The organism is Pseudorhodoferax sp. LjRoot39, from assembly GCF_964253035.1.
Lineage (GTDB): Bacteria > Pseudomonadota > Gammaproteobacteria > Burkholderiales > Burkholderiaceae_C > Pseudorhodoferax.
This window is the reverse complement of sequence record NZ_CAXUQL020000001.1, coordinates 6,222,376-6,245,219: the sequence shown is the minus strand read 5'-3', so window position 1 is coordinate 6,245,219 and position 22,844 is coordinate 6,222,376. Positions and strand designations below refer to the sequence as shown.

General features: G+C 69.0%; 17 protein-coding genes. 12 read left to right on the top strand and 5 right to left on the bottom strand.

The window, feature by feature from the left end:
* From meaB to ACSQ4M_RS29130, 7 genes are all read left to right on the top strand, one after another.
* Nucleotides 1-1,014: a methylmalonyl Co-A mutase-associated GTPase MeaB gene (gene meaB, locus ACSQ4M_RS29160; RefSeq protein ID WP_436192872.1), complete on the top strand. Its 1,014-nt coding sequence runs from the start codon at nt 1-3 to the stop codon at nt 1,012-1,014.
* 26 nt (nt 1,015-1,040) lie between these two features.
* Entirely contained in the window at nt 1,041-2,573 is a 1,533-nt protein-coding gene (locus ACSQ4M_RS29155; protein WP_436192871.1) for an acyl-CoA carboxylase subunit beta, read from the top strand.
* 76 nt (nt 2,574-2,649) lie between these two features.
* Nucleotides 2,650-2,973, top strand: coding sequence for a helix-turn-helix transcriptional regulator (locus ACSQ4M_RS29150; RefSeq protein ID WP_436192870.1), 324 nt, complete (start codon nt 2,650-2,652; stop codon nt 2,971-2,973).
* Between the two features lie 5 nt (nt 2,974-2,978).
* Nucleotides 2,979-4,247, top strand: a complete 1,269-nt coding sequence (locus ACSQ4M_RS29145) for a type II toxin-antitoxin system HipA family toxin (protein WP_436192869.1) — start codon at nt 2,979-2,981, stop codon at nt 4,245-4,247.
* A 20-nt stretch (nt 4,248-4,267) separates the two neighbouring features.
* Complete coding sequence (locus tag ACSQ4M_RS29140; protein ID WP_436192868.1) at nt 4,268-6,316, top strand: acetyl-CoA carboxylase biotin carboxylase subunit; 2,049 nt, start codon at nt 4,268-4,270, stop codon at nt 6,314-6,316.
* Between the two features lie 289 nt (nt 6,317-6,605).
* Complete coding sequence (gene bioB, locus ACSQ4M_RS29135; RefSeq protein WP_436192867.1) at nt 6,606-7,661, top strand: biotin synthase BioB; 1,056 nt, start codon at nt 6,606-6,608, stop codon at nt 7,659-7,661.
* Complete coding sequence (locus ACSQ4M_RS29130; RefSeq protein ID WP_436192866.1) at nt 7,658-8,137, top strand: VOC family protein; 480 nt, start codon at nt 7,658-7,660, stop codon at nt 8,135-8,137. Before bioB ends, ACSQ4M_RS29130 begins: the two co-directional genes overlap by 4 nt.
* Here ACSQ4M_RS29130 and ACSQ4M_RS29125 read toward each other — a convergent pair.
* Complete coding sequence (locus ACSQ4M_RS29125; protein WP_436192865.1) at nt 8,134-11,160, bottom strand: response regulator; 3,027 nt, start codon at nt 11,158-11,160, stop codon at nt 8,134-8,136. The genes ACSQ4M_RS29130 and ACSQ4M_RS29125 overlap by 4 nt on opposite strands.
* Before the next feature lie 55 nt (nt 11,161-11,215).
* On the bottom strand, nt 11,216-11,728 hold the full coding sequence (locus ACSQ4M_RS29120; RefSeq protein ID WP_436192864.1) for a molybdopterin-dependent oxidoreductase: 513 nt from the start codon (nt 11,726-11,728) through the stop codon (nt 11,216-11,218).
* Between the two features lie 217 nt (nt 11,729-11,945).
* Between ACSQ4M_RS29120 and ACSQ4M_RS29115 the strand changes: the two genes are divergently transcribed.
* Genes ACSQ4M_RS29115 through ACSQ4M_RS29105 form a run of 3 tightly spaced genes read left to right on the top strand, consistent with a single transcriptional unit; the run spans nt 11,946 to nt 16,623 of the window.
* Complete coding sequence (locus tag ACSQ4M_RS29115) at nt 11,946-13,751, top strand: FAD-dependent oxidoreductase (protein WP_436192863.1); 1,806 nt, start codon at nt 11,946-11,948, stop codon at nt 13,749-13,751.
* Nucleotides 13,748-15,571 (top strand): 2-oxoacid:acceptor oxidoreductase subunit alpha, encoded by a 1,824-nt coding sequence (locus tag ACSQ4M_RS29110; RefSeq protein WP_436192862.1) that lies wholly within the window; start codon nt 13,748-13,750, stop codon nt 15,569-15,571. Before ACSQ4M_RS29115 ends, ACSQ4M_RS29110 begins: the two co-directional genes overlap by 4 nt.
* On the top strand, nt 15,568-16,623 hold the full coding sequence (locus tag ACSQ4M_RS29105; protein ID WP_436192861.1) for a 2-oxoacid:ferredoxin oxidoreductase subunit beta: 1,056 nt from the start codon (nt 15,568-15,570) through the stop codon (nt 16,621-16,623). Before ACSQ4M_RS29110 ends, ACSQ4M_RS29105 begins: the two co-directional genes overlap by 4 nt.
* Here ACSQ4M_RS29105 and ACSQ4M_RS29100 read toward each other — a convergent pair.
* Nucleotides 16,604-16,867, bottom strand: a complete 264-nt coding sequence (locus ACSQ4M_RS29100) for a hypothetical protein (RefSeq protein ID WP_436192860.1) — start codon at nt 16,865-16,867, stop codon at nt 16,604-16,606. The genes ACSQ4M_RS29105 and ACSQ4M_RS29100 overlap by 20 nt on opposite strands.
* A complete protein-coding gene (locus ACSQ4M_RS29095; RefSeq protein ID WP_436192859.1) occupies nt 16,867-19,197 on the bottom strand; it encodes an FdhF/YdeP family oxidoreductase in 2,331 nt (776 codons plus the stop codon). Before ACSQ4M_RS29095 ends, ACSQ4M_RS29100 begins: the two co-directional genes overlap by 1 nt.
* A gap of 158 nt (nt 19,198-19,355) precedes the next feature.
* Here ACSQ4M_RS29095 and ACSQ4M_RS29090 point away from each other — a divergent pair, with 158 nt between their 5' ends.
* On the top strand, nt 19,356-20,444 hold the full coding sequence (locus ACSQ4M_RS29090; protein ID WP_056667439.1) for a substrate-binding domain-containing protein: 1,089 nt from the start codon (nt 19,356-19,358) through the stop codon (nt 20,442-20,444).
* 113 nt (nt 20,445-20,557) lie between these two features.
* On the opposite strand, the gene ACSQ4M_RS29085 is transcribed toward ACSQ4M_RS29090, so the two are convergent.
* Nucleotides 20,558-21,346 carry an enoyl-CoA hydratase-related protein gene (locus ACSQ4M_RS29085; RefSeq protein ID WP_436192858.1) on the bottom strand — a complete coding sequence of 263 codons (789 nt, stop codon included), beginning with the start codon at nt 21,344-21,346 and terminating at the stop codon, nt 20,558-20,560.
* Nucleotides 21,347-21,592: 246 nt separating this feature from the next.
* Here ACSQ4M_RS29085 and ACSQ4M_RS29080 point away from each other — a divergent pair, with 246 nt between their 5' ends.
* Nucleotides 21,593-22,729 (top strand): ABC transporter substrate-binding protein, encoded by a 1,137-nt coding sequence (locus ACSQ4M_RS29080; protein ID WP_436192857.1) that lies wholly within the window; start codon nt 21,593-21,595, stop codon nt 22,727-22,729.
* The last annotated feature ends 115 nt before the right edge of the window (nt 22,730-22,844 follow it).

Below are 22,844 nucleotides of genomic sequence, written 5' to 3'. Positions count from 1 at the left end.
ATGCCTTCCATCCCCTGGGCCGAGCCGCTGCTGCGCGGCGAAGGCACCGCCCAGCGCCGCGCCATCGCCAAGGCCATCACGCTGCTGGAGTCGACCCGTGCCGACCACCGCGCGCAGGCCGACGATCTGCTGACCGCGCTGCTGCCGTACACCGGCCGTGCCTTCCGCCTGGGCATCTCGGGTGTGCCCGGCGTCGGCAAGAGCACCTTCATCGAAGCCCTGGGCCTGTTCCTGATCGGCCGGGGCCACCGCGTCGCCGTGCTCACCATCGACCCTTCGTCCACCGTCTCGGGCGGCTCCATCCTGGGCGACAAGACGCGCATGGAGCATCTCTCCGTGCACGAGCGCGCCTACATCCGGCCCAGCCCGTCCTCGGGCACGCTGGGCGGCGTGGCCGAGAAGACGCGCGAGGCCATGCTGGTCTGCGAGGCCGCCGGCTACGACGTGGTCATCGTCGAGACCGTGGGCGTGGGCCAGAGCGAGACGGCCGTGGCCGGCATGACCGACATGTTCGTGCTGCTGCAGCTGCCCAACGCGGGCGACGAACTGCAGGCCATCAAGAAGGGCGTGATGGAGATCGCCGACCTGGTGGTCATCAACAAGGCCGACATCGACCCCGACGCCGCCACGCGCGCGCAGGCGCAGATCACCTCGTCGCTGCGGCTGCTGGGCATGCACGGCAATGCCGGCCATTCGCTCCACGACGAAAGCCAGTGGCGCCCGCGGGCCATGCAGCTGAGCGCCCTGCGCAACGAGGGCGTCGACCGCTTCTGGGAGAAGGTCGAACACTTTCGCACGCTGCAAACCGCCAATGGCCGGCTGGAGACGCGGCGCCAGAAGCAGGCCCTGGCCTGGATGTGGGAACGCATCGAGACCGGCCTCAAGCAGGCCTTCCGCGCCCACCCCGCCGTGCGCGGGCAACTGCCCGACATGGTGCAGGCCGTCAGCGAAGGCCGCATCGCCGCATCCACCGCCGCGCGCCAGCTGCTGGCCAGCGCATCCGTATCGACGTGAACAGACACAACCGCTAGAGGAGTGACATGCAGGACATCCTGGAACAACTGGAAAAGAAGCGCGCGCAGGCGCACCTGGGTGGTGGGCAAAAGCGCATCGACGCCCAGCACAAGAAGGGCAAGCTGACCGCGCGCGAACGCATCGAGCTGCTGCTGGACGACGGCACCTTCGAGGAATGGGACATGTTCGTCGAGCACCGCTCGCACGACTTCGGCATGCAGGACAACAAGATCCCGGGCGACGGCGTGGTCACGGGCTACGGCATGATCAGCGGCCGCCTGGTGTTCGTGTTCAGCCAGGACTTCACGGTGTTCGGCGGTGCGCTGTCCGAGGCCCATGCCGAGAAGATCTGCAAGGTCATGGACCAGGCCATGAAGGTCGGCGCACCCGTGATCGGCCTGAACGATTCGGGCGGCGCGCGCATCCAGGAAGGTGTGGCCTCGCTGGGTGGCTATGCCGACGTGTTCCAGCGCAACGTGATGGCTTCGGGCGTGGTGCCGCAGATCAGCATGATCATGGGCCCCTGCGCCGGCGGCGCCGTGTACTCGCCGGCCATGACCGACTTCATCTTCATGGTCAAGGATTCGAGCTACATGTTCGTGACAGGCCCCGAGGTGGTGAAGACCGTCACGCACGAGGAGGTCACGGCCGAGGAACTGGGCGGCGGCATCACGCACACCACGCGTTCGGGCGTGGCCGACCTAGCCTTCGAGAACGACGTGGAGGCGCTGATGATGCTGCGCCGCCTGTACAACTACCTGCCGCTCAACAACCGCGAGAAGCCGCCGGTGCGGCCCAGCAACGACCCGGCCGACCGCCAGGACATGAGCCTGGATACGCTGGTGCCCGAGAACCCGAACAAGCCCTACGACATGAAGGAGCTGATCACGAAGACCGTGGACGACGGCGACTTCTTCGAGATCCAGCCCGAGTACGCCAAGAACATCGTGGTGGGTTTCGCGCGCATGGAAGGCCAGACGGTGGGCATCGTCGCCAACCAGCCGCTGGTGCTGGCCGGCTGCCTGGACATCAAGAGCTCGATCAAGGCCGCGCGCTTCGTGCGCTTCTGCGATGCCTTCAACATCCCCGTGGTCACCTTCGTCGACGTGCCGGGCTTCATGCCGGGCACCAGCCAGGAGTACGGCGGCATCATCAAGCACGGTGCCAAGCTGCTCTACGCGTATGCGGAGTGCACGGTGCCCAAGATCACCGTCATCACGCGCAAGGCCTACGGCGGCGCCTACGACGTGATGAGCTCCAAGCACCTGCGCGGCGACGTGAACTTCGCCTGGCCCAATGCCGAGATCGCGGTGATGGGCGCCAAGGGCGCGGTCGAGATCATCTTCCGCGAGGACAAGAGCGATCCCGTGAAGCTGGCCGCACGCGAGGCCGAGTACAAGGCCCGCTTCGCCAACCCCTTCGTGGCCGGCGCACGCGGCTTCATCGACGACGTGATCCTGCCGCACGAGACGCGCAAGCGCATCTGCCGTTCGCTCGTGATGCTCAAGGACAAGAAGCTCGAGAACCCGTGGCGCAAGCACGGCAACATCCCACTTTGATGCCACCCATCAATCGTTCTTATTTGAACCATAAAACCTGATTTCGGTGTTTAATTGTTCTTTTTGGAGCCATTGAGTGCTGGAGCTTCAATCCCCTCAGGTCGTCTGCCGCATGCTGGGCGAGCGCATCCGCGCGCTGCGTCTGGCGCGCAATCTCTCGCAGCAGGAACTGGCGGACATGGGTGGCGCCTCGCTGTCCACCGTGCGGCGGCTGGAAGCCACGGGGCAGGGCAGCCTGCAGCTCGTGGTGCAGGTGGCGCAGGCACTGCACGCGGCGCAGGGGCTTCAGACGCTGTTCGCGTTGCCCGCCCGCAGCATTGCCGAGGCCGAGGCCGCGGTGCAGTTGTCAGCACGCCAGCGCGCGCGCAAGCCGCGCGTGGCGCAGCGTTCGGGCGGATGACGTCCATGGCCGGCATCACGCGCCTGAACATCCGCTACCTGGGCTGGGGCCAGGACTGGCCGCTCGGCCTGTTGTCCGAAGTGCAGGGCCGCCTGCTGTTCGAATATTCGCCGCAGGCCATCGAACAAGGCCTGGCGTTTTCGCCCCTGCGTGTGCCGCTGCCCCGGCCCGGTGCCGTGCAGCAGGCTTACAGCGGCCCGGTGCACTTCCACGGCCTTCCCGGCTTCATCGCCGACTGCCTGCCCGACGGCTGGGGCATGCTGCTGATGGACCGCGCGCTGCGCAAGGCGGGCCGCAATCCGCAGGCCGTGTCGGTGCTGGAGCGGTTGGCCATCGTCGGCCATTCGGCCATCGGTGCTCTCGCGTTCGAGCCGGCCGATCCACTGGAGGCCGAGCAGGCGGGCATTGTGCAGATGGCAGAACTGGCGCGCGAGGTGCAGGCGGTCGCCACCGACGACCAGGAGCGCAGCAGCAGCGCGCAGCTGCGGCGCCTGTTGCTGCTGGGTGGTTCGCCCCAGGGCGCACGGCCCAAGGCCTTGTTGCGCTGGCAGCGTGATGCCAACCTGTTTGCGCCAGCCAGTGCGACAGCGGGCGAGCCCTGGCTGCTGAAATTTCCCGCGCGCGGCGAGCATGCCGAAGTCTGTGCGCTCGAGACCTTCTACGCCCGTCTGGCGCGTTCCGGTGGCATGGACATGCCCGAGGCGGCCTACTTTCCGCTGGGTCCGGGCCACGCAGCCTTCGGCGTGCAGCGTTTCGACCGCATGCCGACCGATGCAGGTGAACACCGTGTACCGCTGCTGAGCCTGGCGGCACTGCTCGATGCCGACTACCGCCTTCCTGCGCTCGACTATGAAACCTTGCTGCTGGCCACTGCCCGGCTGACCGGTGACTACCGCGAGACGCTCAAGGCCTTCGGGCGCTGCGTGTTCAACGTGCTCACGCACAACCGTGACGACCACGCCAAGAACTTCGCCTTCCGCATGGAGGTGGACGGCCGCTGGCGGCTGTCGCCCGCGTTCGACCTGAGCTACAGCCACGGCCCGGGCGGCCAGCACAGCACCAGCGTCGCGGGTGAAGGCGCTGTGCCGGGCCGCGCCGAGCTGATGCAAGTGGCACAGCGTGGCGGCGTCAAGCCCCGCGACGCACAGGCCTGCATCGACCACTGGCTGCAGGTGCTGCAGCCGCAACCTGAATTGTTGACTGGCCTGCCGATCCGGCAGGCGACGCTGCGCACCGTGCGCGCAACGCTGGCGCGGGTATGGCAGCGGCTTTGATTCATCGAGAAGAGGTAAGCATGTTCAAGAAGATCCTGATTGCGAACCGTGGTGAGATCGCCTGCCGGGTGATCAAGACCGCGAAGAAGATGGGCATCGCGACCGTCGCCGTCTATTCCGACGCCGACAAGGACGCGCGCCACGTGGAGCTGGCCGACGAGGCCGTGCGCCTGGGGCCCGCGCCCTCGCGTGAGAGCTACCTGCTGGCCGACAAGATCATCGAAGCCTGCAAGCAGACCGGCGCCGAGGCCGTGCACCCGGGCTATGGCTTCCTGTCGGAGAACGAGGCCTTCGCCAAGCGCGTGGAAGAAGAGGGCATCGCCTTCATCGGTCCCAAGCACTACTCCATCGCGGCCATGGGCGACAAGATCGCCTCCAAGAAGCTGGCGAACGAAGCCAAGGTCAACACCATCCCGGGCTGGAACGACGCCATCGAATCGGCCGAGCGCGCGGTGCAGATCGCCAGGGACATCGGCTACCCGGTCATGATCAAGGCCAGCGCCGGCGGCGGCGGCAAGGGCCTGCGCGTGGCCTTCAACGACAAGGAGGCCTTGGAGGGCTTCACGGCCTGCCAGAACGAGGCCCGCAACAGCTTCGGCGACGACCGCATCTTCATCGAGAAGTTCGTCGAGCAGCCGCGCCACATCGAGATCCAGGTGCTGGGCGATGCCCACGGCAACGTGATCTACCTGAACGAGCGCGAATGCTCGATCCAGCGCCGCCACCAGAAGGTCATCGAGGAGGCGCCTTCCCCCTTCATCAGCGACGCCACGCGCAAGGCCATGGGCGAGCAGGCCGTGCAGCTGGCCAAGGCCGTGAAGTACCAGAGCGCCGGTACGGTGGAGTTCGTGGTCGGCAAGAACCAGGACTTCTATTTCCTGGAGATGAACACGCGCCTGCAGGTGGAGCACCCGGTGACCGAGTGCATCACGGGCCTGGACCTCGTGGAACTCATGATCCGCGTGGCCGCCGGCGAGAAGCTGCCGCTCACGCAGGCGGATGTGAAGCGCGACGGCTGGGCGATGGAGTGCCGCATCAACGCCGAGGACCCGTTCCGCAACTTCCTGCCGTCCACCGGCCGCCTCGTGCGCTTCGCGCCGCCGCAGGAGACCATGTTCTCGGCCGACACCGAGCACCTGCAAGGCGTGCGCGTGGACACCGGCGTGCAGGACGGCGGCGAGATTCCGATGTACTACGACTCGATGATCGCCAAGCTCATCGTGCACGGGCGCGACCGCAATGAGGCGATCGCCAAGATGCGCGAAGCGCTCAACGGCTTCATCATCCGCGGCATCAGCAGCAACATCCCGTTCCAGGCCGCGTTGCTGGCGCACCCCAGGTTCGTCGCGGGCGATTTCAACACCGGCTTCATCGCCGAGCACTACGGCCACGGCTTCCATGCCGAGGACGTGCCGCACGACGAGCCCGAGTTCCTGCTCGCGCTGGCGGCCTTCGCCAACCGGCGCTACCTGGGCCGCGCGAGCGGCATCAGCGGCCAGATGGCCGGCCACGGCGTGAAGGTGGGCCAGGACTTCGTGGTCGTGGCGCTGGGGGCGGACGGCCACCACAAGGCCACGCCCGTGCGCGTGACCAGCTACGAAGGCCAGACCGGCAGCAGCACCGTGCAGGTGGGCGCGCGCAGCTATGCGCTGGTCAGCGACAGCCGGCTCGGTGCGATCCGGCTGGCCGGCACCAGCAATGGCGAGCCCTTCAGTGCCCAGGTCGAACGCGGCACGCCCAAGAACCCTCTGGCGATCCGCGTGGCGCACAACGGCACGCAACTCGATGCGCTGGTGCTGTCGCCGCGTGGTGCCGAGCTGTTCGCGCTGATGCCCTACAAGGCGCCGCCGGACATGAGCCGCTTTGTGCTGTCGCCCATGCCGGGCCTCCTGGTCGAAGTGGCGGTGCAGCCGGGCCAGAAGGTGCAGGCCGGCGAACGCGTGGCCGTGATCGAGGCCATGAAGATGGAGAACGTGCTGTTCGCCGCGGCCGACGGCGTGGTCGGCAAGGTGCTGGCCACCAAGGGCGAAAGCCTGGCGGTGGACCAGCCCATCGTCGAGTTCGCCTGAAGCCGGGCCGGTGGGCGCGCACAAGTGCACCCATCGTCCGGCGGCCGCTGCCCCGGATTCGGTGCGGTTCGCCGCACGTTCGCGGCAGAACGATGTGGCGCCGGACTGCCAACGTCCAAGTTCGGCAAACGAGGGCGCAACGCCGTGCATCGTCGGCCATCGCTGCGGCGGAGTTGGACGATCTTGGCGGCATGGAAAACAGGCGGACTTTCTACGGCGCAAGGCTTCTCAGACGCTGCGCCAGCCTCCCACAATCGCTGCAGATCCCGTTGAAACCCGGAAGGACGCGATGCCTCAAGAATCCCTGTCGACCCCCACCGCTCCGGATGCGCAAGCGCAGCCCCTGCATTTCGCGCCGCCGCGCCGGGCGGTGCCCCCGGCACCGCAGCGCTGGCGCGTCGAGGACGTGCAGGCCCTGCTGGATCTGCCGTTCAACGAACTGCTGTTCCGCGCCCAGACCGTGCACCGCGCGCACTGGCCCGCGGGCGACATCGAACTGGCGACGCTGCTGTCGGTCAAGACCGGCGGCTGCCCCGAGAACTGTGGCTACTGTCCGCAGTCGGCCGAATTCGACACGGGCGTGCAGGCGCAAAAGCTCATGTCGGTGGCCGAGGTGCGCCACGCGGCCCAGGCGGCCAAGGACGCGGGCGCCACGCGCTTTTGCATGGGCGCGGCCTGGCGCGCGCCCAAGGACCGCGACATCGAGAAGGTGGCCGAACTCGTGCGCACCGTGAAGGACCTGGGCCTGCAGTCCTGCGCCACGCTGGGCATGCTGGAGAAGCACCAGGCCGTGGCCCTGCGCGACGCGGGGCTGGACTACTACAACCACAACCTGGACACGGCGCCCGAGTACTACGCCGACATCGTCGACACGCGCAGCTACCAGGACCGGCTCGACACGCTGGCCCATGTGCGCGCGGCTGGCGTCAAAGTGTGCTGCGGCGGCATCGTGGGCATGGGCGAGACGCCCGTGCACCGCGCCGGCCTCATCGCGCAGCTGGCCAACCTCGACCCGTACCCCGAGTCCGTGCCCATCAACAGCCTGGTGCGCGTGCCCGGCACGCCGCTGGCCGACGCGCCGCCCATCGACCCGCTGGACTTCGTGCGCGTGATCGCGGTCGCGCGCATCACCATGCCGACCGCGCGCGTGCGCCTGTCGGCCGGCCGCCAGCAGCTGGGCGAGCCGGTGCAGGCGCTGTGCTTCCTGGCCGGCGCCAATTCCATCTTCTACGGCGACAAGCTGCTCGTGACCGGCAACCCCGATGCGGATGCCGACCGCCGGCTGCTGGACAAGCTGGGCTACGCCACCCGCTCCATTTCCATCGCACAGGGAGAACACGCATGAGCACGAACCACCGCCCCTTCCGCGTGCTGGGCATCCAGCAGATCGCCATCGGCGGCCCCGACAAGCAGCGCCTGCAAAAGCTCTGGGTCGAGATGCTGGGCCTCACGGTCACCGGCAACTTCCGCAGCGAGAGCGAGAACGTGGACGAGGACATCTGCGCCATCGGCAGCGGCCCGTTCAAGGTCGAGGTCGACCTCATGCAGCCGCTGGACCCCGAGAAGAAGCCGGCCGTGCACACCACGCCGCTGAACCACGTGGGCCTGTGGATCGACGACCTGCCCAAGGCCGTGGAATGGCTCACGGCCCAGGGCGTGCGCTTTGCGCCGGGCGGCATCCGCAAGGGCGCGGCCGGCTACGACATCTGCTTCCTGCACCCCAAGGCCAACGAGGCCTTCCCGATCGCGGGCGAGGGCGTGCTGATCGAACTGGTGCAGGCGCCGCCCGAAGTGGCGGCCGCGCTGGCGCTGCCGTCCTAAGTCCGTACGGCGACGGGCAAGGCGCCCTGCAGTTGCTGCGCGGCACCGCCGAAGTCGAAGTCGCCGATGGCGTTCGCGATGCTGTCATAGCGCTCGCCCAGGGCCGGGCGCAACACAGCGGCATTGCTCTGGAACAGCTCGATGGCATCGGCGTCGTCTTGCTCCAGCAGGGCCTGCAGCCGGTCGGCCAGCGGGCGCACGGCAGCCCAGTCCACTTCCTGGGCTGCGGCAGGGGCGGGAGCGGCCTCGTTGGCCGTCAGCACCTGGCGCAGCGCCATCACTAGCGGACCGCAGAGCGTCTCGCATGCGGCCAACAGGCGCTCTTCCTCGGCTGCGTCCCGCAGCGGCTGGCTGAACATGGTTTCGGCCGCCTGTGCCGCCTGCGCCAGCGGGCCGGCACCGATGGTGGCCGCTGTGCCCTTCAGCGTGTGCAGCAGGCGTTGGGCCTGCGTGCGGTCGCCCGCGGCCAGCACCGTGCGCGCCGTGGCGACGGCCTGGGCCTGGCCGTCGACGAAACGGCGCAGCAGGCCGTCGTAGGTGCTGCGCCGCTGCAGCACGCGGCGCAGGCCGGAGGCGGCATCCAGGCCGGGGATGCGCAACAGCGCGTCGCCGTCGGTGAGTGCCGTCTCCTGGGGGGCCGCAGCGGCAGCCGCCGGCACCGCCGATGCCGTGCGCTCGCGCCGGGGCAGCCACTGCAGCAGCTGGGCGTAGAGCTCGTTGGGATTGATCGGTTTGGCGATGTGGCTGTTCATGCCGGCGTCCAGGCAGCGCTGGCGGTCGATGGCCATGGCATTGGCCGTCATGGCCAGCACCGGCAGCTGCTGCCACAGCGGGTTGCGGCGGATCGCGCGCGTGGCTTCCAGGCCGTCCATGACCGGCATCTGCATGTCCATGAGCACCAGTTCGTAGTCCTTGGCGGCCAGCCGGTCCAGCGCCTGCTGGCCGTCTTCTGCCACCTCGACCTGGATGCCCACGGCTTCCAGCAGCTCGGTGCCGATCTGGCGGTTGAGGTCGTTGTCGTCCACCAGCAGCACCAGCGCGCCGCGCAATGGCGCCAGGTGGGGCGCGTCGGACTGCAGCGCCGCGCGCGGCACGGGTTCGGCGGCAGGCTGGGTCACCGCCAGCGCACGCATCGCGGTCTCGAACAGCAGCGAGGGGTTGACCGGCTTGACCAGCAGCAACTCCACGCCCACGCGCTGCGCGTCCTGCAGCACCTCTTCGCGGCCATGGGCGGTCACGATCACGGGCGTGGGCGGGGAGGGGAGCAGGGCCAGCTTCTCGGCCAGTTCGATGCCGTCCATGTCCGGCATGCGCCAATCCAGGAAGGCCACCTCGAACGGCCGGCCGGCCTGCTCCGCCGCGTGCGCGAGGGACAGCGCCTCGGCGCCGCCCGCGGCCTGCGCCACGCTGCAGTGCATCTGCTCGAGCATGGTGCCCAGGATCTCGCGCGCGGTCGGGCTGTCGTCCACCACGAGCACGGGGCGGCCGCGCAGGTCGGGAACCGACAGCCGCGGCGCCTCCGTCTGCTGGCCGAACAGCAGCCTGGCGGTGAACCAGAAGGTGCTGCCCTGGCCCTCGCGGCTTTCCACGCCCACCTCGCCGCCCATGAGCTCGGCCAGCTTCTTGGAAATCGCCAGGCCCAGGCCGGTGCCGCCGTGCTTGCGCGTGGTCGAGCTGTCGGCCTGCTGGAAGGACTGGAACAGCCGCGCGCTCTGCTCTTCGCTCATGCCGATGCCGGTGTCCTGCACCTCGGCGCGCAGCAGCACGGCGCCATCGGCCAGCACCTTGTGCCGCACCCGCACCACGACCTCGCCCTGCTCGGTGAACTTGATGGCGTTGCTGGCGTAGTTGATGAGGATCTGGCCCAGGCGCAGCGGGTCGCCGCGCAGCCGGCGCGGCAGCAGCGCGCCTTCGGTGTCGAACACCAGCTCCAGGCCCTTGGCCGTGGCCTTCTCGCCGACCAGGTCGGCCACGCCGTCCAGCACGTTCTGCAGGTCGAAATCGACGCTCTCCACCTCCAGCTTGCCGGCCTCGATCTTGCTGAAGTCCAGGATGTCGTTGATGAGGTCCAGCAGGTGCTGGCCGGAGCGCTGGGTCTTGCGCACGTAGTCGCGTTGGCGCGCCGTGAGCTCGGTGCGCAGCATCAGATGGCTCATGCCGATCACGGCGTTGAGCGGCGTGCGGATCTCGTGGCTCATGTTGGCCAGGAAATCGGACTTCATCTGCGAGGCCTGCTCGGCACGCGCCTGGGCCTGGCGCAGTGCGCCTTCCTGGGCGCGCAGGCTGTCGTTGGCCTCGCCCAGCGCGGCCGTGCGCTCCTGCACGCGCAGTTCCAGCGCCTCCTCGCTGCGCTTGAGCGAGGCCACGAGTTCGCCCTGGGCCTTCAGCGCCTCGGCGCTGGCGCGCTGGCGGGCCGCGAACTGGCGTGCCATGGCGCCGGCCAGCAGCAGCGTCAGCACGCACTGGAAGGCGGTCAGGATGCCGGTCTGCAGGGTCTGGGCCTGCACCTCGCGGTTGCGCTGGTCGGTCAGCTCGCCCGAGGACTGGGTGGCGGCCAGCGACATGTCGCGCACCGGCGAGCGGATCGCCAGGTACTGCTCGCGCAGCGCTTCCAGTGCCGCGCGTGGCTGGCTCGCCGCGGCGTTCGGCCCCAGCACCTGGTCGCCCGCGGTGATGAAGCGGCGCAGCTCGTCCATGCCCTGCTGGTAGGCGGGGTCCGCGCGCATGAGTTCGTAGGCCGTGCCCTTGTCGACCGCGCCGACGCGGCTGATGAACACGTCGTAGCGCAGCTGCAGCTGGCTGTGCGACATGGCGGCCGCATCGAGCAGGTGGGCGTTCAGCGCATGGTCCAGGCGCTCGTACTCGACATTGAGCTGCGCGAAGGTCCACAGCGCATTGATGTCGCCGCGGCGCATCACGTCGTCCAGCGCCCGGTACTGCCGGTACTGCAGCACACCGATGGCGATGTAGACCAGCACCAGGCTGGCGATCAACAGGCGCAGGAGGCGTTGGCTGCGCGGCATGCGGAGGGGCGAGGGGCCGGGCGGCGCCCGGTGGTCGCTGGAGCGTTCGGCGGCGTCACTGCACCTGCAACTGGTGCAGCTGCCAGGCCGAACGGTTGTAGAAGGTCTCGGCCTTGAGTTCGGCCTTGCTGTCGAAAGGGTAGACGATGAACAGCGGGCCCTTCTCGCGCACCGGCATGGGCTTGTCGTTGAGCAGCCGGGCGACGATCACCTCATAGCGGGCGGCGTCGGTGAACGGGATGTCGGTCTTGTAGTCGTTGAGCGCCACGGCCACGAGCTTGCTGCCGTTGGCGCCAGCGGCGGCCAGCACGTCGCGCAGCAGCGGGCCGGTGAAGCGCGTAGGGCCGGAGTGCCAGGGCGTGCTGGTCGAGAAGCTGTGCTGCGGCAGCTTCTCCAGCATGGCCATGTCGAACACGGCGCGCTGGCCGGCATTGGGCTGGGCGACCTTGCCGCTGATGGTCAGCACCACCTCGCCGGCAGGCTTGTCCAGTGCCGCGGCCCAGCCCGGGGCCAGACAGGCCACAAGGACCGCGAGGATGCGAAACAGCTGGGCCAGGGACTCGGTCATGGTGAACCTCGTGCAGAACGGTTGGGGCGGCGGCGCCTTGGCGTTTCAAGGCGTTACCGTGCACAACTATAGCGAATGCCGGGCTGAATTGGCGCGCTGCGCGTGCGTTTGCACAGGTGACACGGGTGCGGGATTCACCGTAGGCCCGCCGCTGGCCCCGCGCTTAGACTGGTATGACCAGTGGGCCACCGGCACCGCTGGGCAAGGAGACCAAAGATTGCAGCCAACGCAAGTAGCCAGTCCGTCTTATTTCCACAAGGTCGTCGACTGCCAATGGGCCTGCCCCGCCCACACCCCCGTTCCCGAGTACATCCGCCTGATTGGCCAAGGCCGCTACGCCGACGCCTACATGGTGAACTGGGCTTCCAACGTGTTCCCCGGCATCCTGGGCCGCACCTGCGATCGGCCCTGCGAGCCGGCCTGCCGGCGCGGCCGCGTCGAGGAGGCCAGCCAGGAGCAGCCTGAGCCGGTGGCGATCTGCCGCTTGAAGCGCGTGGCGGCCGACATGAAGGGCGAGGTGGGCGGCCGCATGCCGCAGCTGGCGCCGCGCAACGGCAAGCGCGTGGCCTGTATCGGCGCCGGCCCGGCCGCACTGACCGTGGCACGCGACCTGGCGCCGCTGGGCTATGCGGTGGCGGTGTTCGACGGCGAGGCCAAGGCCGGCGGCTTCATCCGCACGCAGATTCCGCGCTTCCGCCTGCCCGAGGAGGTCATCGACGAGGAGACCGGCTATGTGCTGGACCTGGGCGTGGAATTCCGCGGCGGCGAGCGCATCGGCTCCATGGCCGCGCTGCTGGCGCAGGACTTCGATGCGGTCTTCGTCGGCTGCGGCGCACCGCGCGGCCGCGACCTGGACCTGCCGGGCCGCCAGGAAGCGGCAGCGCACATCCACATCGGCATCGACTGGCTGGCCTCGGTCTCGTTCGGCCATGTCACGCGCACGGGCCGGCGCGTGCTGGTGCTGGGCGGCGGCAACACGGCCATGGACTGCTGCCGCTCGGCGCGGCGCCTGGGCGGCGAGGAGGTCAAGGTCGTGGTGCGCAGCGGCTTCGAGGAGATGAAGGCCTCGCCCTGGGAGAAGGAGGACGCGCAGCACGAGGGCATCCCGATCTTGAACTACCACGTGCCCGTGGCCTTCGTGCACGAAGGCGGGCGACTGACCGGCATGCGCTTTCAGATCGTGCGTGCCGAGGTCGACGCGCGCGGCCGGCGCCAGCTGGTGCCGACCGGCGAGCCCGAGGTGCTGCTGCCCTGCGACGAGGTGCTGATCGCGGTCGGCCAGGAGAACGCCTTCCCGTGGATCGAGCGCAGCTGCGGCATCGCCTTCCAGGAGAACGGCCTGCCCCAACTCGACCAGCAGACCTTCCAGTCCTCGCTGCCCCGGGTGTTCTTCGGTGGCGACGCGGCTTTCGGCCCCAAGAACATCATCACGGCCGTCGCCCATGGCCACGAGGCGGCCATTTCCATCGACCGCTTCCTGCAGGGCGAGCCGGTGCAGGCCCGCCCAGCCGCCACCAGCAACCTCATGTCCACCAAGATGGGCATCCACGAGTGGAGCTACGACAACGCCGTGGCGCCGGAGGCGCGCTTCAAGGTGCCGTGGGCGCAGGCCGAGGTCGCGCTGGCCAGCATCCGCGTGGAGGTGGAGCTGGGCTTCGACGCCGCCACGGCCTTCAAGGAGGCCCAGCGCTGCCTGAACTGCGACGTGCAGACCGTGTTCGCGCAGGAGGCCTGCATCGAGTGCGACGCCTGCATGGACATCTGCCCGATGGACTGCATCAGCTTCACGGCGCCGGGCGAGGAGGCCGAGCTGCGCGAGCGCCTCAAGGCACCGGCCCTGCACCCGGACCAGGACCTCTACGTCTCGGACCCGCTCAAGACCGGCCGCGTGATGGCCAAGGACGAGGACCTGTGCCTGCACTGCGGCCTGTGCGCGGAGCGCTGCCCGACGGGGGCCTGGGACATGCAGAAGTTCCAGTTCAAGACCGCGCAGGCAGGTGGCTGCCAGGGAGCGCATGCATGACGCAGATCACCGCCGTCAACGACTTCGTCGTCAAGTTCGCCAACGTCAACGGCTCGGGCTCGGCCTCTGCCAACGAGCTGTTCGCCAAGGCCATCCTGCGCATGGGCGTGCCCGTGAGCCCGCGCAACATCTTCCCGAGCAACATCCAGGGCCTGCCGACCTGGTACGAGGTGCGCGTCAGCGAGGAGAGCCACCTGGGCCGGCGCGGCGGCATCGACATGATGGTCGCGATGAACCCGCAGACCTGGGCCGACGACCTGGCCGAGATCGAGCCGGGCGGCTATTTGTTCTACGACAGCACGCGGCCCGTGCCGCCCGAGCAGCTGCGCAGCGACATCACGGTGATCGGCATGCCGCTGACCGAGATCGCCAATGCGGTCTACAGCGACCCGCGCCAGCGCCAGCTGTTCAAGAACATCATCTACGTGGGCGCGCTCTCGGTGCTGCTGGACATCGAGGCCCAGGCCATCGTCGACCTGTTCGGCGAGCAGTACAAGGGCAAGGAGAAGCTGCTGGCCTCCAACGTGCGTGCGCTGCACCTGGGCCGCGACTTCGCGCAGGAGCACCTGCAGGCGCCGCTGCCGATCCGCGTGCGCCGGGCCGACAAGGTGGGCCAGCGCATCTTCGTGGACGGCAACAGCGCCGCCGCGCTGGGCTGCGTGTACGGCGGCGCCACGGTGGCGGCCTGGTACCCGATCACGCCTTCGTCCTCGGTGGCCGAGGCCTTCCAGTCCTACTGCACGAAGTTCCGCGAGGACAAGGAAACCGGCGAACGCAGTTACGCCATCGTGCAGGCCGAGGACGAGATCGCCTCCATCGGCATGGTGGTGGGCGCGGGCTGGAACGGCGCGCGCGCGTTCACGGCCACCTCGGGGCCCGGTGTCTCGCTGATGACCGAGTTCATCGGCCTGGCCTACTTCGCCGAGATCCCCGTCACCATCGTCAACGTGCAGCGCGGCGGCCCCTCCACCGGCATGCCGACACGCACGCAGCAGGCCGACATCCTGGCCTGCGCCTACGCCTCGCACGGCGACACCAAGCATGTGCTGCTGCTGCCCGAAGACCCGCGCGAGTGCTTCGAGCACGCGGCCGCCGCGCTGGACCTGGCGGACCGGCTGCAGACGCCCGTTTTCGTGATGACCGACCTGGACATCGGCATGAACCAGCGCCTGTGCGAACCCTTCGCATGGGAGGAGGGCCGCAGCTACGACCGCGGCAAGATCATGACGGCCGAGATGCTGGAGGCCGGCCGTGACTTCGGCCGCTACAAGGATGTGGATGGCGACGGCATTCCCTGGCGCACGCTGCCGGGCACGCACGAAAGCAAAGGCGCCTACTTCACGCGCGGCACCACGCGCGACGCCTACGCGCGCTACTCCGAGCGCGGGCCGGATTACGTCTACAACGTCGAGCGGCTGCTGCGCAAGTTCGCCACGGCGGCCGACCTCGTGCCCGCGCCCGTGGAGCGCGCGGCCGCACAGGCGACAAAGCTCGGCGTCATCTACTTCGGCTCCACCAGCCCGGCCATGGACGAGGCCCTGCAGCAGCTGGCTGCCGCCGGCGTGCACGTGGACGCGATGCGCCTGCGCGCCTTCCCGTTCCCGGCCGCAGTCCGCCGCTTCATCGCCGCGCATGAACGCGTGTTCGTGGTCGAGCAGAACCGCGACGCGCAGATGCGCAGCCTGCTCGTCAACGAGCTCGACGCCGACCCTGCACGCCTGGTGCGCGTGCTGCATTTCGACGGCACGCCGATCACGGCGCGCTTCATTGCCGGTGCCATCCAGAACGCCCTGAACCGCCAGCCGGAGACCTCCGCATGACCTACCTGGCCAAGCCCCGCCTGCACCATCCCTCGCTGGCCCCCAACAAGGTCGGCTACACGCGGCGCGACTACGAAGGCAAGATCTCCACGCTGTGCGCCGGCTGCGGCCACGACTCGATCTCGGCCGCGATCATCCAGGCCTGCTGGGAGCTCGACGTGGAGCCGCACCGCGTGGCCAAGCTCTCGGGCATCGGCTGCAGCTCCAAGACGCCGGACTATTTCCTGGGCGCCTCGCACGGTTTCAACACCGTGCACGGCCGCATGCCCTCGGTGCTGACCGGCGCGCAGCTGGCCAACCGCGAGCTGCTGTACCTGGGCGTGTCGGGCGACGGCGATTCGGCGTCCATCGGCCTGGGCCAGTTCGCGCACGCCATGCGGCGCGGCGTGAACATGGTCTACATCGTCGAGAACAACGGCGTCTACGGCCTGACCAAGGGGCAGTTCTCGGCCACGGCCGACCAGGGATCGAAGAGCAAGAAGGGTGCGGTCAACCACGACAGCCCGATCGACCTCGTGGGCCTGGCGCTGCAGCTGGGTGCAAGCTACGTGGCGCGCGGCTTCTCGGGCGACAAGGCGCAGCTGGTGCCGCTGATCCGTGGCGCCATCGGCCACCGCGGCGCGGCCTTCATCGACGTGGTGAGCCCTTGCGTGGCCTTCAACAACCACGCCGGCAGCACCAAGAGCTACGACTACGTGCGTGGCCACAACGAGGCCGTGAACCGCATCGACTTCATCCGCCTGGCCGACGAGATCCAGGCCGAGCCTGGCCCCGGGGAGCTGCTCACGCTGCCGCAGGCCGATGGGTCGGTGCTGCGCCTGCGCAAGCTGCGCGACGACCACGACCCGGGCGACCGCGCCGCGGCGTTGCAGCACGTGGTCGCGCAGCAGGCGCGCGGCGAGCTGCTGACCGGGCTGCTCTATGTGGACCGCGAGGCCGAGGACCTGCACGCCATGCTGCAGACCAGCCAGACCCCCTTGAACCGGCTCGACGCGCTGGACCTGTGCCCCGGCGCCAAGGCCCTGGACAGGATCAACGCGGGTCTGCGCTGAGTTGCTCGCGCCCCACGGGCGTGATGTAAGCGACCCAGCGCTCGTCCAACTGCACCACGCGGGCCCAGCCGGGACCGCGCACGCCGCCGATGGTGGCGTCGCCCATCAGCGTGAGTTCGCGCATCAGCACGCTGGCGCCCAGGCCCAGGCGCTTTCCCAGGCGCGGCAGCGACATGCCGCCGCCCTCGGGCGCGGTGGCCAGTTCCTGCAGGATGCGGGTGGACAGCGGTGCGTCGTCGTGCATCAGGCTGCGGCGGTTGTGGCGCCGGCCAGTTCGGCCTCGGCCAGCGCATGCGGCGTCAGCAGCACCGGAATGGCCTTGGAGGTCGGCGTGCCGGCCACGATGGCCGTGGCCGACAGCGGCACCAGCGGGTTGGTCTCGGGGTAGTAGGCCGCGAGCGTGCCGCGCGGGATGTCGTAGGCCACCAGCTTGAACTTGTCGGCGCGGCGCTCCTTGCCGTCGTCCCACACCGTGTGGATGTCGACCCAGTCGCCGTCCTGGAAGCCCAGCGCGCGGATGTCCTCGGCGTGGATGAACACCACGCGGCGCTGGCCGAAGACGCCGCGGTAGCGGTCGTCCATGCCGTAGATGGTGGTGTTGTACTGGTCGTGCGAGCGCGTGGTCAGCAGCGTGAAGACGATGGTGTCACGCGCCTTCTCGCTGCGGCGTGCGCGGTGCACGGGCGTGTCCCGCGGCACGGCGTGCGGGAAGAAGGTGGCCTTGCCCGTGGGCGTGTTCCACACCCGCTCGCTGGCCGTGTTGCGCAGGCGGAAGCCGCCCGGGTGCGCCACACGCTGGTTGAAGTCCTTGAAGTCGTCGAACACGGCTTCGATCTTGTCGCGGATGCGCGCGTAGTCCTCCAGCAACCAGAGCCAGGGCGTGCTGCTGCGCCCGGCCAGCGTGGCCGCGGCCAAGCGTGCCACGATGGCCGGCTCGGACAGCAGCTGCTCGGAGGCCGGCGGGTTGATGCCCATGGAGATGTGCACCATGCTCATCGAGTCTTCCACGGTCACGCCCTGCGGGCCTGCGGCCTGCATGTCGATCTCGGTGCGGCCCAGGCAGGGCAGGATCAGCGCCTCCTTGCCGTGCACCACATGGCTGCGGTTGAGCTTGGTGGTCACGTGCACGGTCAGCGCGCACTGGCGCAGGCCGCGCCAGGTGGCGTAGGTGTCGGGCGTGGCGGCCGCGAAGTTGCCGCCGAGTGCGAAGAACACCTTGCCTTGGCCAGCGAGCATGGCCCGGATGGCTTCCACCGTGTCGTAGCCGTTGCGGCGCGGCGGCTCGAAACCGAACACCTGGCCCAGGCGGTCCAGCAGCGCGGCCGGCGGCTTCTCCCAGATGCCCATGGTGCGGTCGCCCTGCACGTTGCTGTGGCCGCGCACGGGGCAGAAGCCGGCGCCGGGCCGGCCCACGTTGCCGCGCGCCATGAGCAGGTTGCCCATCATCTGGATGGTGGCCACGGAGTTCTGGTGCTGGGTGATGCCCATGCCCCAGCAGAAGATCGCGCTCTCGGCGGCGATGTAGATGTCGGCAGCCTGGTGGATCTGGGCCAGCGTGAGCCCGGCCTCCTGGACGATCACGTCCCAGGACTCGGCGCGCACGTCTGCGGCCAGGGCTTCGAAGCCCACGGTGTGCTCGGCGATGAAGCGGCTGTCCAGCACATCCTCACCCGCATCCTGCCGTTCGATGAGCCGCTTGAGCATGCCCTTGATGGTGGCGAAGTCGCCGCCGCTCTGCAGCTGGAAGTAGTGCGAGCTGATCGGCGTGGAGCCCAGCGTCGCCATCTCGATCTTGCTCTGCGGATCCTGGAAGCGCTCCAGCCCGCGCTCGCGCAGCGGGTTGAAGCTCACGATGCGTGCGCCGCGCCTGGAGGCGTGGCGCAGCTCGCCCAGCATGCGCGGGTGGTTGGTGCCCGGGTTCTGGCCGAAGATGAAGATCGCGTCGGCCTGCTCGAAGTCGTCGAGTGTCACCGTGCCCTTGCCCACGCCGATCTGTGGCTTCATGCCGCTGCCGCTGGGCTCGTGGCACATGTTGGAGCAGTCGGGGAAGTTGTTGGTGCCGTACTCGCGCACGAACAGCTGGTACAGGAAGGCGGCCTCATTGCTGGCCCGGCCGGAGGTGTAGAAGATGGCCTGATCGGGGTCGGGCAGGGCGTTCAGGTGGCGTGCGATCAGCGCGAAGGCCGCGTCCCATTCGATCGGCTGGTACTTGTCGCTGGCGGCGTCGTAGACCATGGGGTGGGTGAGCCGCCCCTGGTCCTCGAGCCAGAAGTCGCTTTGCTGCAGCAGCTCGGCCACCGTGTGGCGCGCGAACAGTTCAGGGCCGGCGCGCCGGGCCGTGGCCTCGGCCGCCACGGCCTTCACGCCGTTCTCGCAGAACTCGAAGGTCGAGGCATGGTTGCGGTCGGGCCAGGCGCAGCCCGGGCAGTCGAAGCCATCGGGCTGGTTGGCCGACAGCAGCGTCCTGGCACCCTTGATCGGGATGTCCTGCCGCAGCAGCGCGTTCTTCACGCTGTTCAGGGCGCCCCAGCCGCCGGCGGGGCCCTTGTAGAACTCGATCTTCTGTTCGCTCATTGGGTGGTGGGCCCGGTGGTGCCAGCGCCGCCCGCGGCGGCACCGACAATGCCGCAGGCCGAGTGCGGGCGGCCATCCTCGCGCCGAACGCTCGGCGCGGCAATATGAGGCAACGCCTCCGGTGCATAGGAAGTCGAGTTCATAAAGGGCAAGCGCAGATGCAGCAGGTCTCCATCGTTCCGGTCTGGACCATCCAGGGCGCGCAGGGCGCGCCGCTGCCGGCGCGCCTCATCGACCTGCTGGTCCAGGTGGCGGAGACCGGCAGCCTGCAGAGCGCCGCCCGCGTGCTGGGCCTGTCGTACCGCCATGCCTGGGCGCTGGTGCGGCAGGGCGAGGCGCTGTTCCAGGCACCACTCATGCGCATGGCGCGCGGCAAGGGCTCGACGCTGACCGAGCTGGGCGCACGCATCGCCTGGGCCGACCGGCGCATCCAGGCCCGGCTGCGGCCGGTGCTGGAGACACTGTCGTCCGAACTGGCGCAGGAGCTGCGCGGCGCGTTGGCGGAAGCGCCGGCGGCGCTGCGCATCCATGCCAGCCACGGCTTCGCCATCGAGCGCCTGATCGACCGGCTGGCCGCGGACGGGCTCCCGCTCGCGTTCTCGTACGCGAGCAGCTCGGCCGCCGCCGCGGCGCTGCGCGACGGCGACTGCGACGTGGCCGGCCTGCACATTCCCATCGGAGCGACGCAGGCGGCGGCCTTGGCGCACTACGGGCGCTGGCTGCGCGGGCAGGACCTGCAGCTGGTCGACATTGCCGTGCGCCGCCAGGGGCTCATGGTGCGTGCGGGCAATCCCAAGGAACTGTTCGCCCTGGCCGATCTCGCGCGTCCCGGCGTGCGCTTCGTCAACCGCCAACCCGGCTCGGGCACGCGTTTCCTGCTGGAGCAGCTGCTGGCAGGCCAGCAGCTCGCGTCGACGGCGATTGCCGGCTTCGAGCAAGGCGAGTACACCCATGCGGCCGTGGCCGCGCACGTGGCCAGCGGCATGGCCGATGCGGGCTTCGGTCTGGAGCCACCCGCCCGCCAGTTCAAGCTCGATTTCGTTCCGGTGGCGACCGAGCGTTATTTCCTGCTGTGCCGCAGCGGCGTCATGGCCACGCCCGCGCTGCAGGCGGTGCTGCAGGCCTTGCACGATCCGGCCTTCCGGCAACTGCTGGCCGCGCTGCCTGGCTACGACCCGGCGGCCGCGGGGGCGGTGACACCGTTGGCCGAGGCCTACCCGGTGCTGGCATCGCACGGGCAGCCTTGAAAACCCGGTGCTTTTCGGGTGCGGGCTCTCAGCGGGGAGCTGGCGTGTTCAAGAGCTGCTGCTGCCACAGGTAGGCGCACCGCTTCCACCCGCTGGGCCAGCAGGTCGCAGCTTCACTGCCCCGACCAGTTCGGTCGGCGTTTTTCTGCAAACGCCAGCGGTCCTTCGATGGCGTCGTCGCTGCCCAGCATGCGCGCGGCCGCCGGGTAGTTCTCGTGCATGGTCTCCTGCAGGTTCGCGACGGCGAGGCTCTGCAGCATGATCTGCTTGGACGCCTGCACCGCCAGCGGCGCGCAGGCCAGGATGTCCGCCGCGTACTGCCTGGCCCGCGCCATGACGGACTCGGCGGGCACCACGTCGTTGAGCAAGCCGATCCGCTTGGCCTCGTCGGCGCTGATCGAGGCGCCGGTCAACACGAGCGCCATGGCGTCCTTGGTGCCGATCTGGCGTGGCAGCCGTTGCAGCAGGCCACCGCCCAATGCCGCCAGCCCGACACGCGGCTCCGGCAAGCCGAACTTCGCGCTGCGGGACGCCACGCCGATGTCGCAGGCGGCGAGGATTTCCATGCCTCCGCCCAGGCAGTGGCCGTTGATGGCCGCGATCAGCGGCTTCCACAGGTCGAAGCGGTGGGTGATCCCCGCGAAGCCGGTCGAGGGCTTGGCATGGTCGCCCGTCGCCGCCAGTTCCTTGAGATCGGTGCCGACGCAGAACGCCCGGTCGCCTGCGCCGGTGACGATGCACACGCGCAGTCCGGGGTCGGCTGCATAGCGGTCGAAAGCGTCGGCCAACTCGCGGTGGGCGTCAGGGTGCAAGGCGTTCAGCACCTGGGGTCGGTTCAAGGTCAGGACCAGCAGCGGACCCTCGGTCTCGTACAGGCAGTGGCGGTACGCGATGTTGCGCAAGGTGTCTCCTCGGAAGTCGTCGGCAAGCCGGGCCGGGCGGCCCGTTCCCGATTGTGGGAACGGCCGCAAGGGCATGTCCATGCCGTGCGCGGCATGGGCCTCATCACGAATCGACATGCGCAGGGCAGAACGACCCAGGTTTGCCCTGCACCCACTATGTTCTCCTCACATGGGCGCTATGTCCGTGCGCCAATTTTCAAATGTGGCCCGTTCTCCTAGAGTCGCCGCGAGCAACCAGGAGACACCATGAACAAGCGCGTGAAGAAGATGGCCGCCGCAATGGCGATGGCGGGCATCGGTGCGATGGCCGTGGCGCAGACCGTGCCCATCGTCGGCATCGTCGAACTGTCGGGCCCCGGCGCCACGGCGGGCGTGAACTTCGACAACGGCGTGAAGCTGGCCGTCAAGGAGATCAACGCAGCCGGTGGCATCCTGGGCAAGAAGATCCAGTACACCGCACTCGACTCGCAGACCCAGCCTGGCGTCGCCAAGGGCCTGGCGGCCAAGGCCGTCGACCAGGACGTTCCGCTCGTGATCGGGCCTGTCTTCTCCGGCTCCATCCTGGTGTCGATGAACGAGACGCGGCGTGCCGAGGTGCCGAACATCATCGGCGGCGAAGCCGCGGCCATCACCCAGCAGGGCAACCCCTACGTGTTCCGCGCTTCGTTCACCCAGGCCGCGGCGATGCCCAAGGTGGCGCGCTACCTGAGCGAGAGCCTGAAGGTCAAGACGCTGGCGGTCATCTACGTCAACAACGACTTCGGCAAGGGCGGCCGGGACATGATCGGCAAGGCGGTGGACGCCAAGGGCATCAAGGTGGCCGCGGACATTTCGACCGACCAGGGCCAGGTGGACTTTTCCAGCGCCGTGCTCAAGGCCAGGCAGTCCAACGCGGACGCGCTGTTCGTCTACTCGAACGAAGAAGAGTCCGCGCGCCTGTTGAAGGAGTTGCGCAAGCAGGGCTACGACAAGCCCATCGTCGGCGAGACCACGCTGGCCAACGACAAGGTGATCGAACTGGCCGGCGAGGCTGCCAACGGCGTGATCGCGCATGTGGGCCTGACGGCCGATGCGCCCAACCCCACGGTCCAGGCGTTCGCGCAGCGCTACCAGGCCGAGTACAAGATCAAGGCCGACCACAACGCCATGAAGGGCTACATCGGCATGCACGTGGCCCGCGCCGGCTTCGAGAAGGTCGGCAAGATCGACCCCAAGGCCTTCGCGAAGACCATGCACGGCATCTCGATCTCGGCCGACAAATACCCCGGCGTGCTCTTCGACGTCACCTACGACGACAAGGGCGACCTGGACCGCGAGAGCTTCTTCGTGCGTGTTGCGAACGGCAAGACGCAGGTCATCGAGACGCTCAAGCCAGCCAGGTAGGGCGGGATCCGCCCGCTTTCCGTTCGGCGCCGCTCCTGGGCGCCGCTTCCTGCACAGCATCTCCTCCGCGCCCGCTCGCCCGACCGGGCCAGGCCGCAGCGCGCGCACTGGCGGG

Coding starts and splice junctions, on each gene's coding strand:
- ACSQ4M_RS29120 (WP_436192864.1), bottom strand. CDS start 11,728: ATGACCGAGTCCCTGGCCCAGCTGTTTCGCATCCTCGCGGTCCTTGTG.
- ACSQ4M_RS29095 (WP_436192859.1), bottom strand. CDS start 19,197: ATGAGCGAACAGAAGATCGAGTTCTACAAGGGCCCCGCCGGCGGCTGG.
- ACSQ4M_RS29105 (WP_436192861.1), top strand. CDS start 15,568: ATGACCTACCTGGCCAAGCCCCGCCTGCACCATCCCTCGCTGGCCCCC.
- ACSQ4M_RS29130 (WP_436192866.1), top strand. CDS start 7,658: ATGAGCACGAACCACCGCCCCTTCCGCGTGCTGGGCATCCAGCAGATC.
- meaB (WP_436192872.1), top strand. CDS start 1: ATGCCTTCCATCCCCTGGGCCGAGCCGCTGCTGCGCGGCGAAGGCACC.
- ACSQ4M_RS29080 (WP_436192857.1), top strand. CDS start 21,593: ATGAACAAGCGCGTGAAGAAGATGGCCGCCGCAATGGCGATGGCGGGC.
- bioB (WP_436192867.1), top strand. CDS start 6,606: ATGCCTCAAGAATCCCTGTCGACCCCCACCGCTCCGGATGCGCAAGCG.
- ACSQ4M_RS29090 (WP_056667439.1), top strand. CDS start 19,356: ATGCAGCAGGTCTCCATCGTTCCGGTCTGGACCATCCAGGGCGCGCAG.
- ACSQ4M_RS29110 (WP_436192862.1), top strand. CDS start 13,748: ATGACGCAGATCACCGCCGTCAACGACTTCGTCGTCAAGTTCGCCAAC.
- ACSQ4M_RS29100 (WP_436192860.1), bottom strand. CDS start 16,867: ATGCACGACGACGCACCGCTGTCCACCCGCATCCTGCAGGAACTGGCC.
- ACSQ4M_RS29125 (WP_436192865.1), bottom strand. CDS start 11,160: ATGCCGCGCAGCCAACGCCTCCTGCGCCTGTTGATCGCCAGCCTGGTG.
- ACSQ4M_RS29155 (WP_436192871.1), top strand. CDS start 1,041: ATGCAGGACATCCTGGAACAACTGGAAAAGAAGCGCGCGCAGGCGCAC.
- ACSQ4M_RS29140 (WP_436192868.1), top strand. CDS start 4,268: ATGTTCAAGAAGATCCTGATTGCGAACCGTGGTGAGATCGCCTGCCGG.
- ACSQ4M_RS29145 (WP_436192869.1), top strand. CDS start 2,979: ATGGCCGGCATCACGCGCCTGAACATCCGCTACCTGGGCTGGGGCCAG.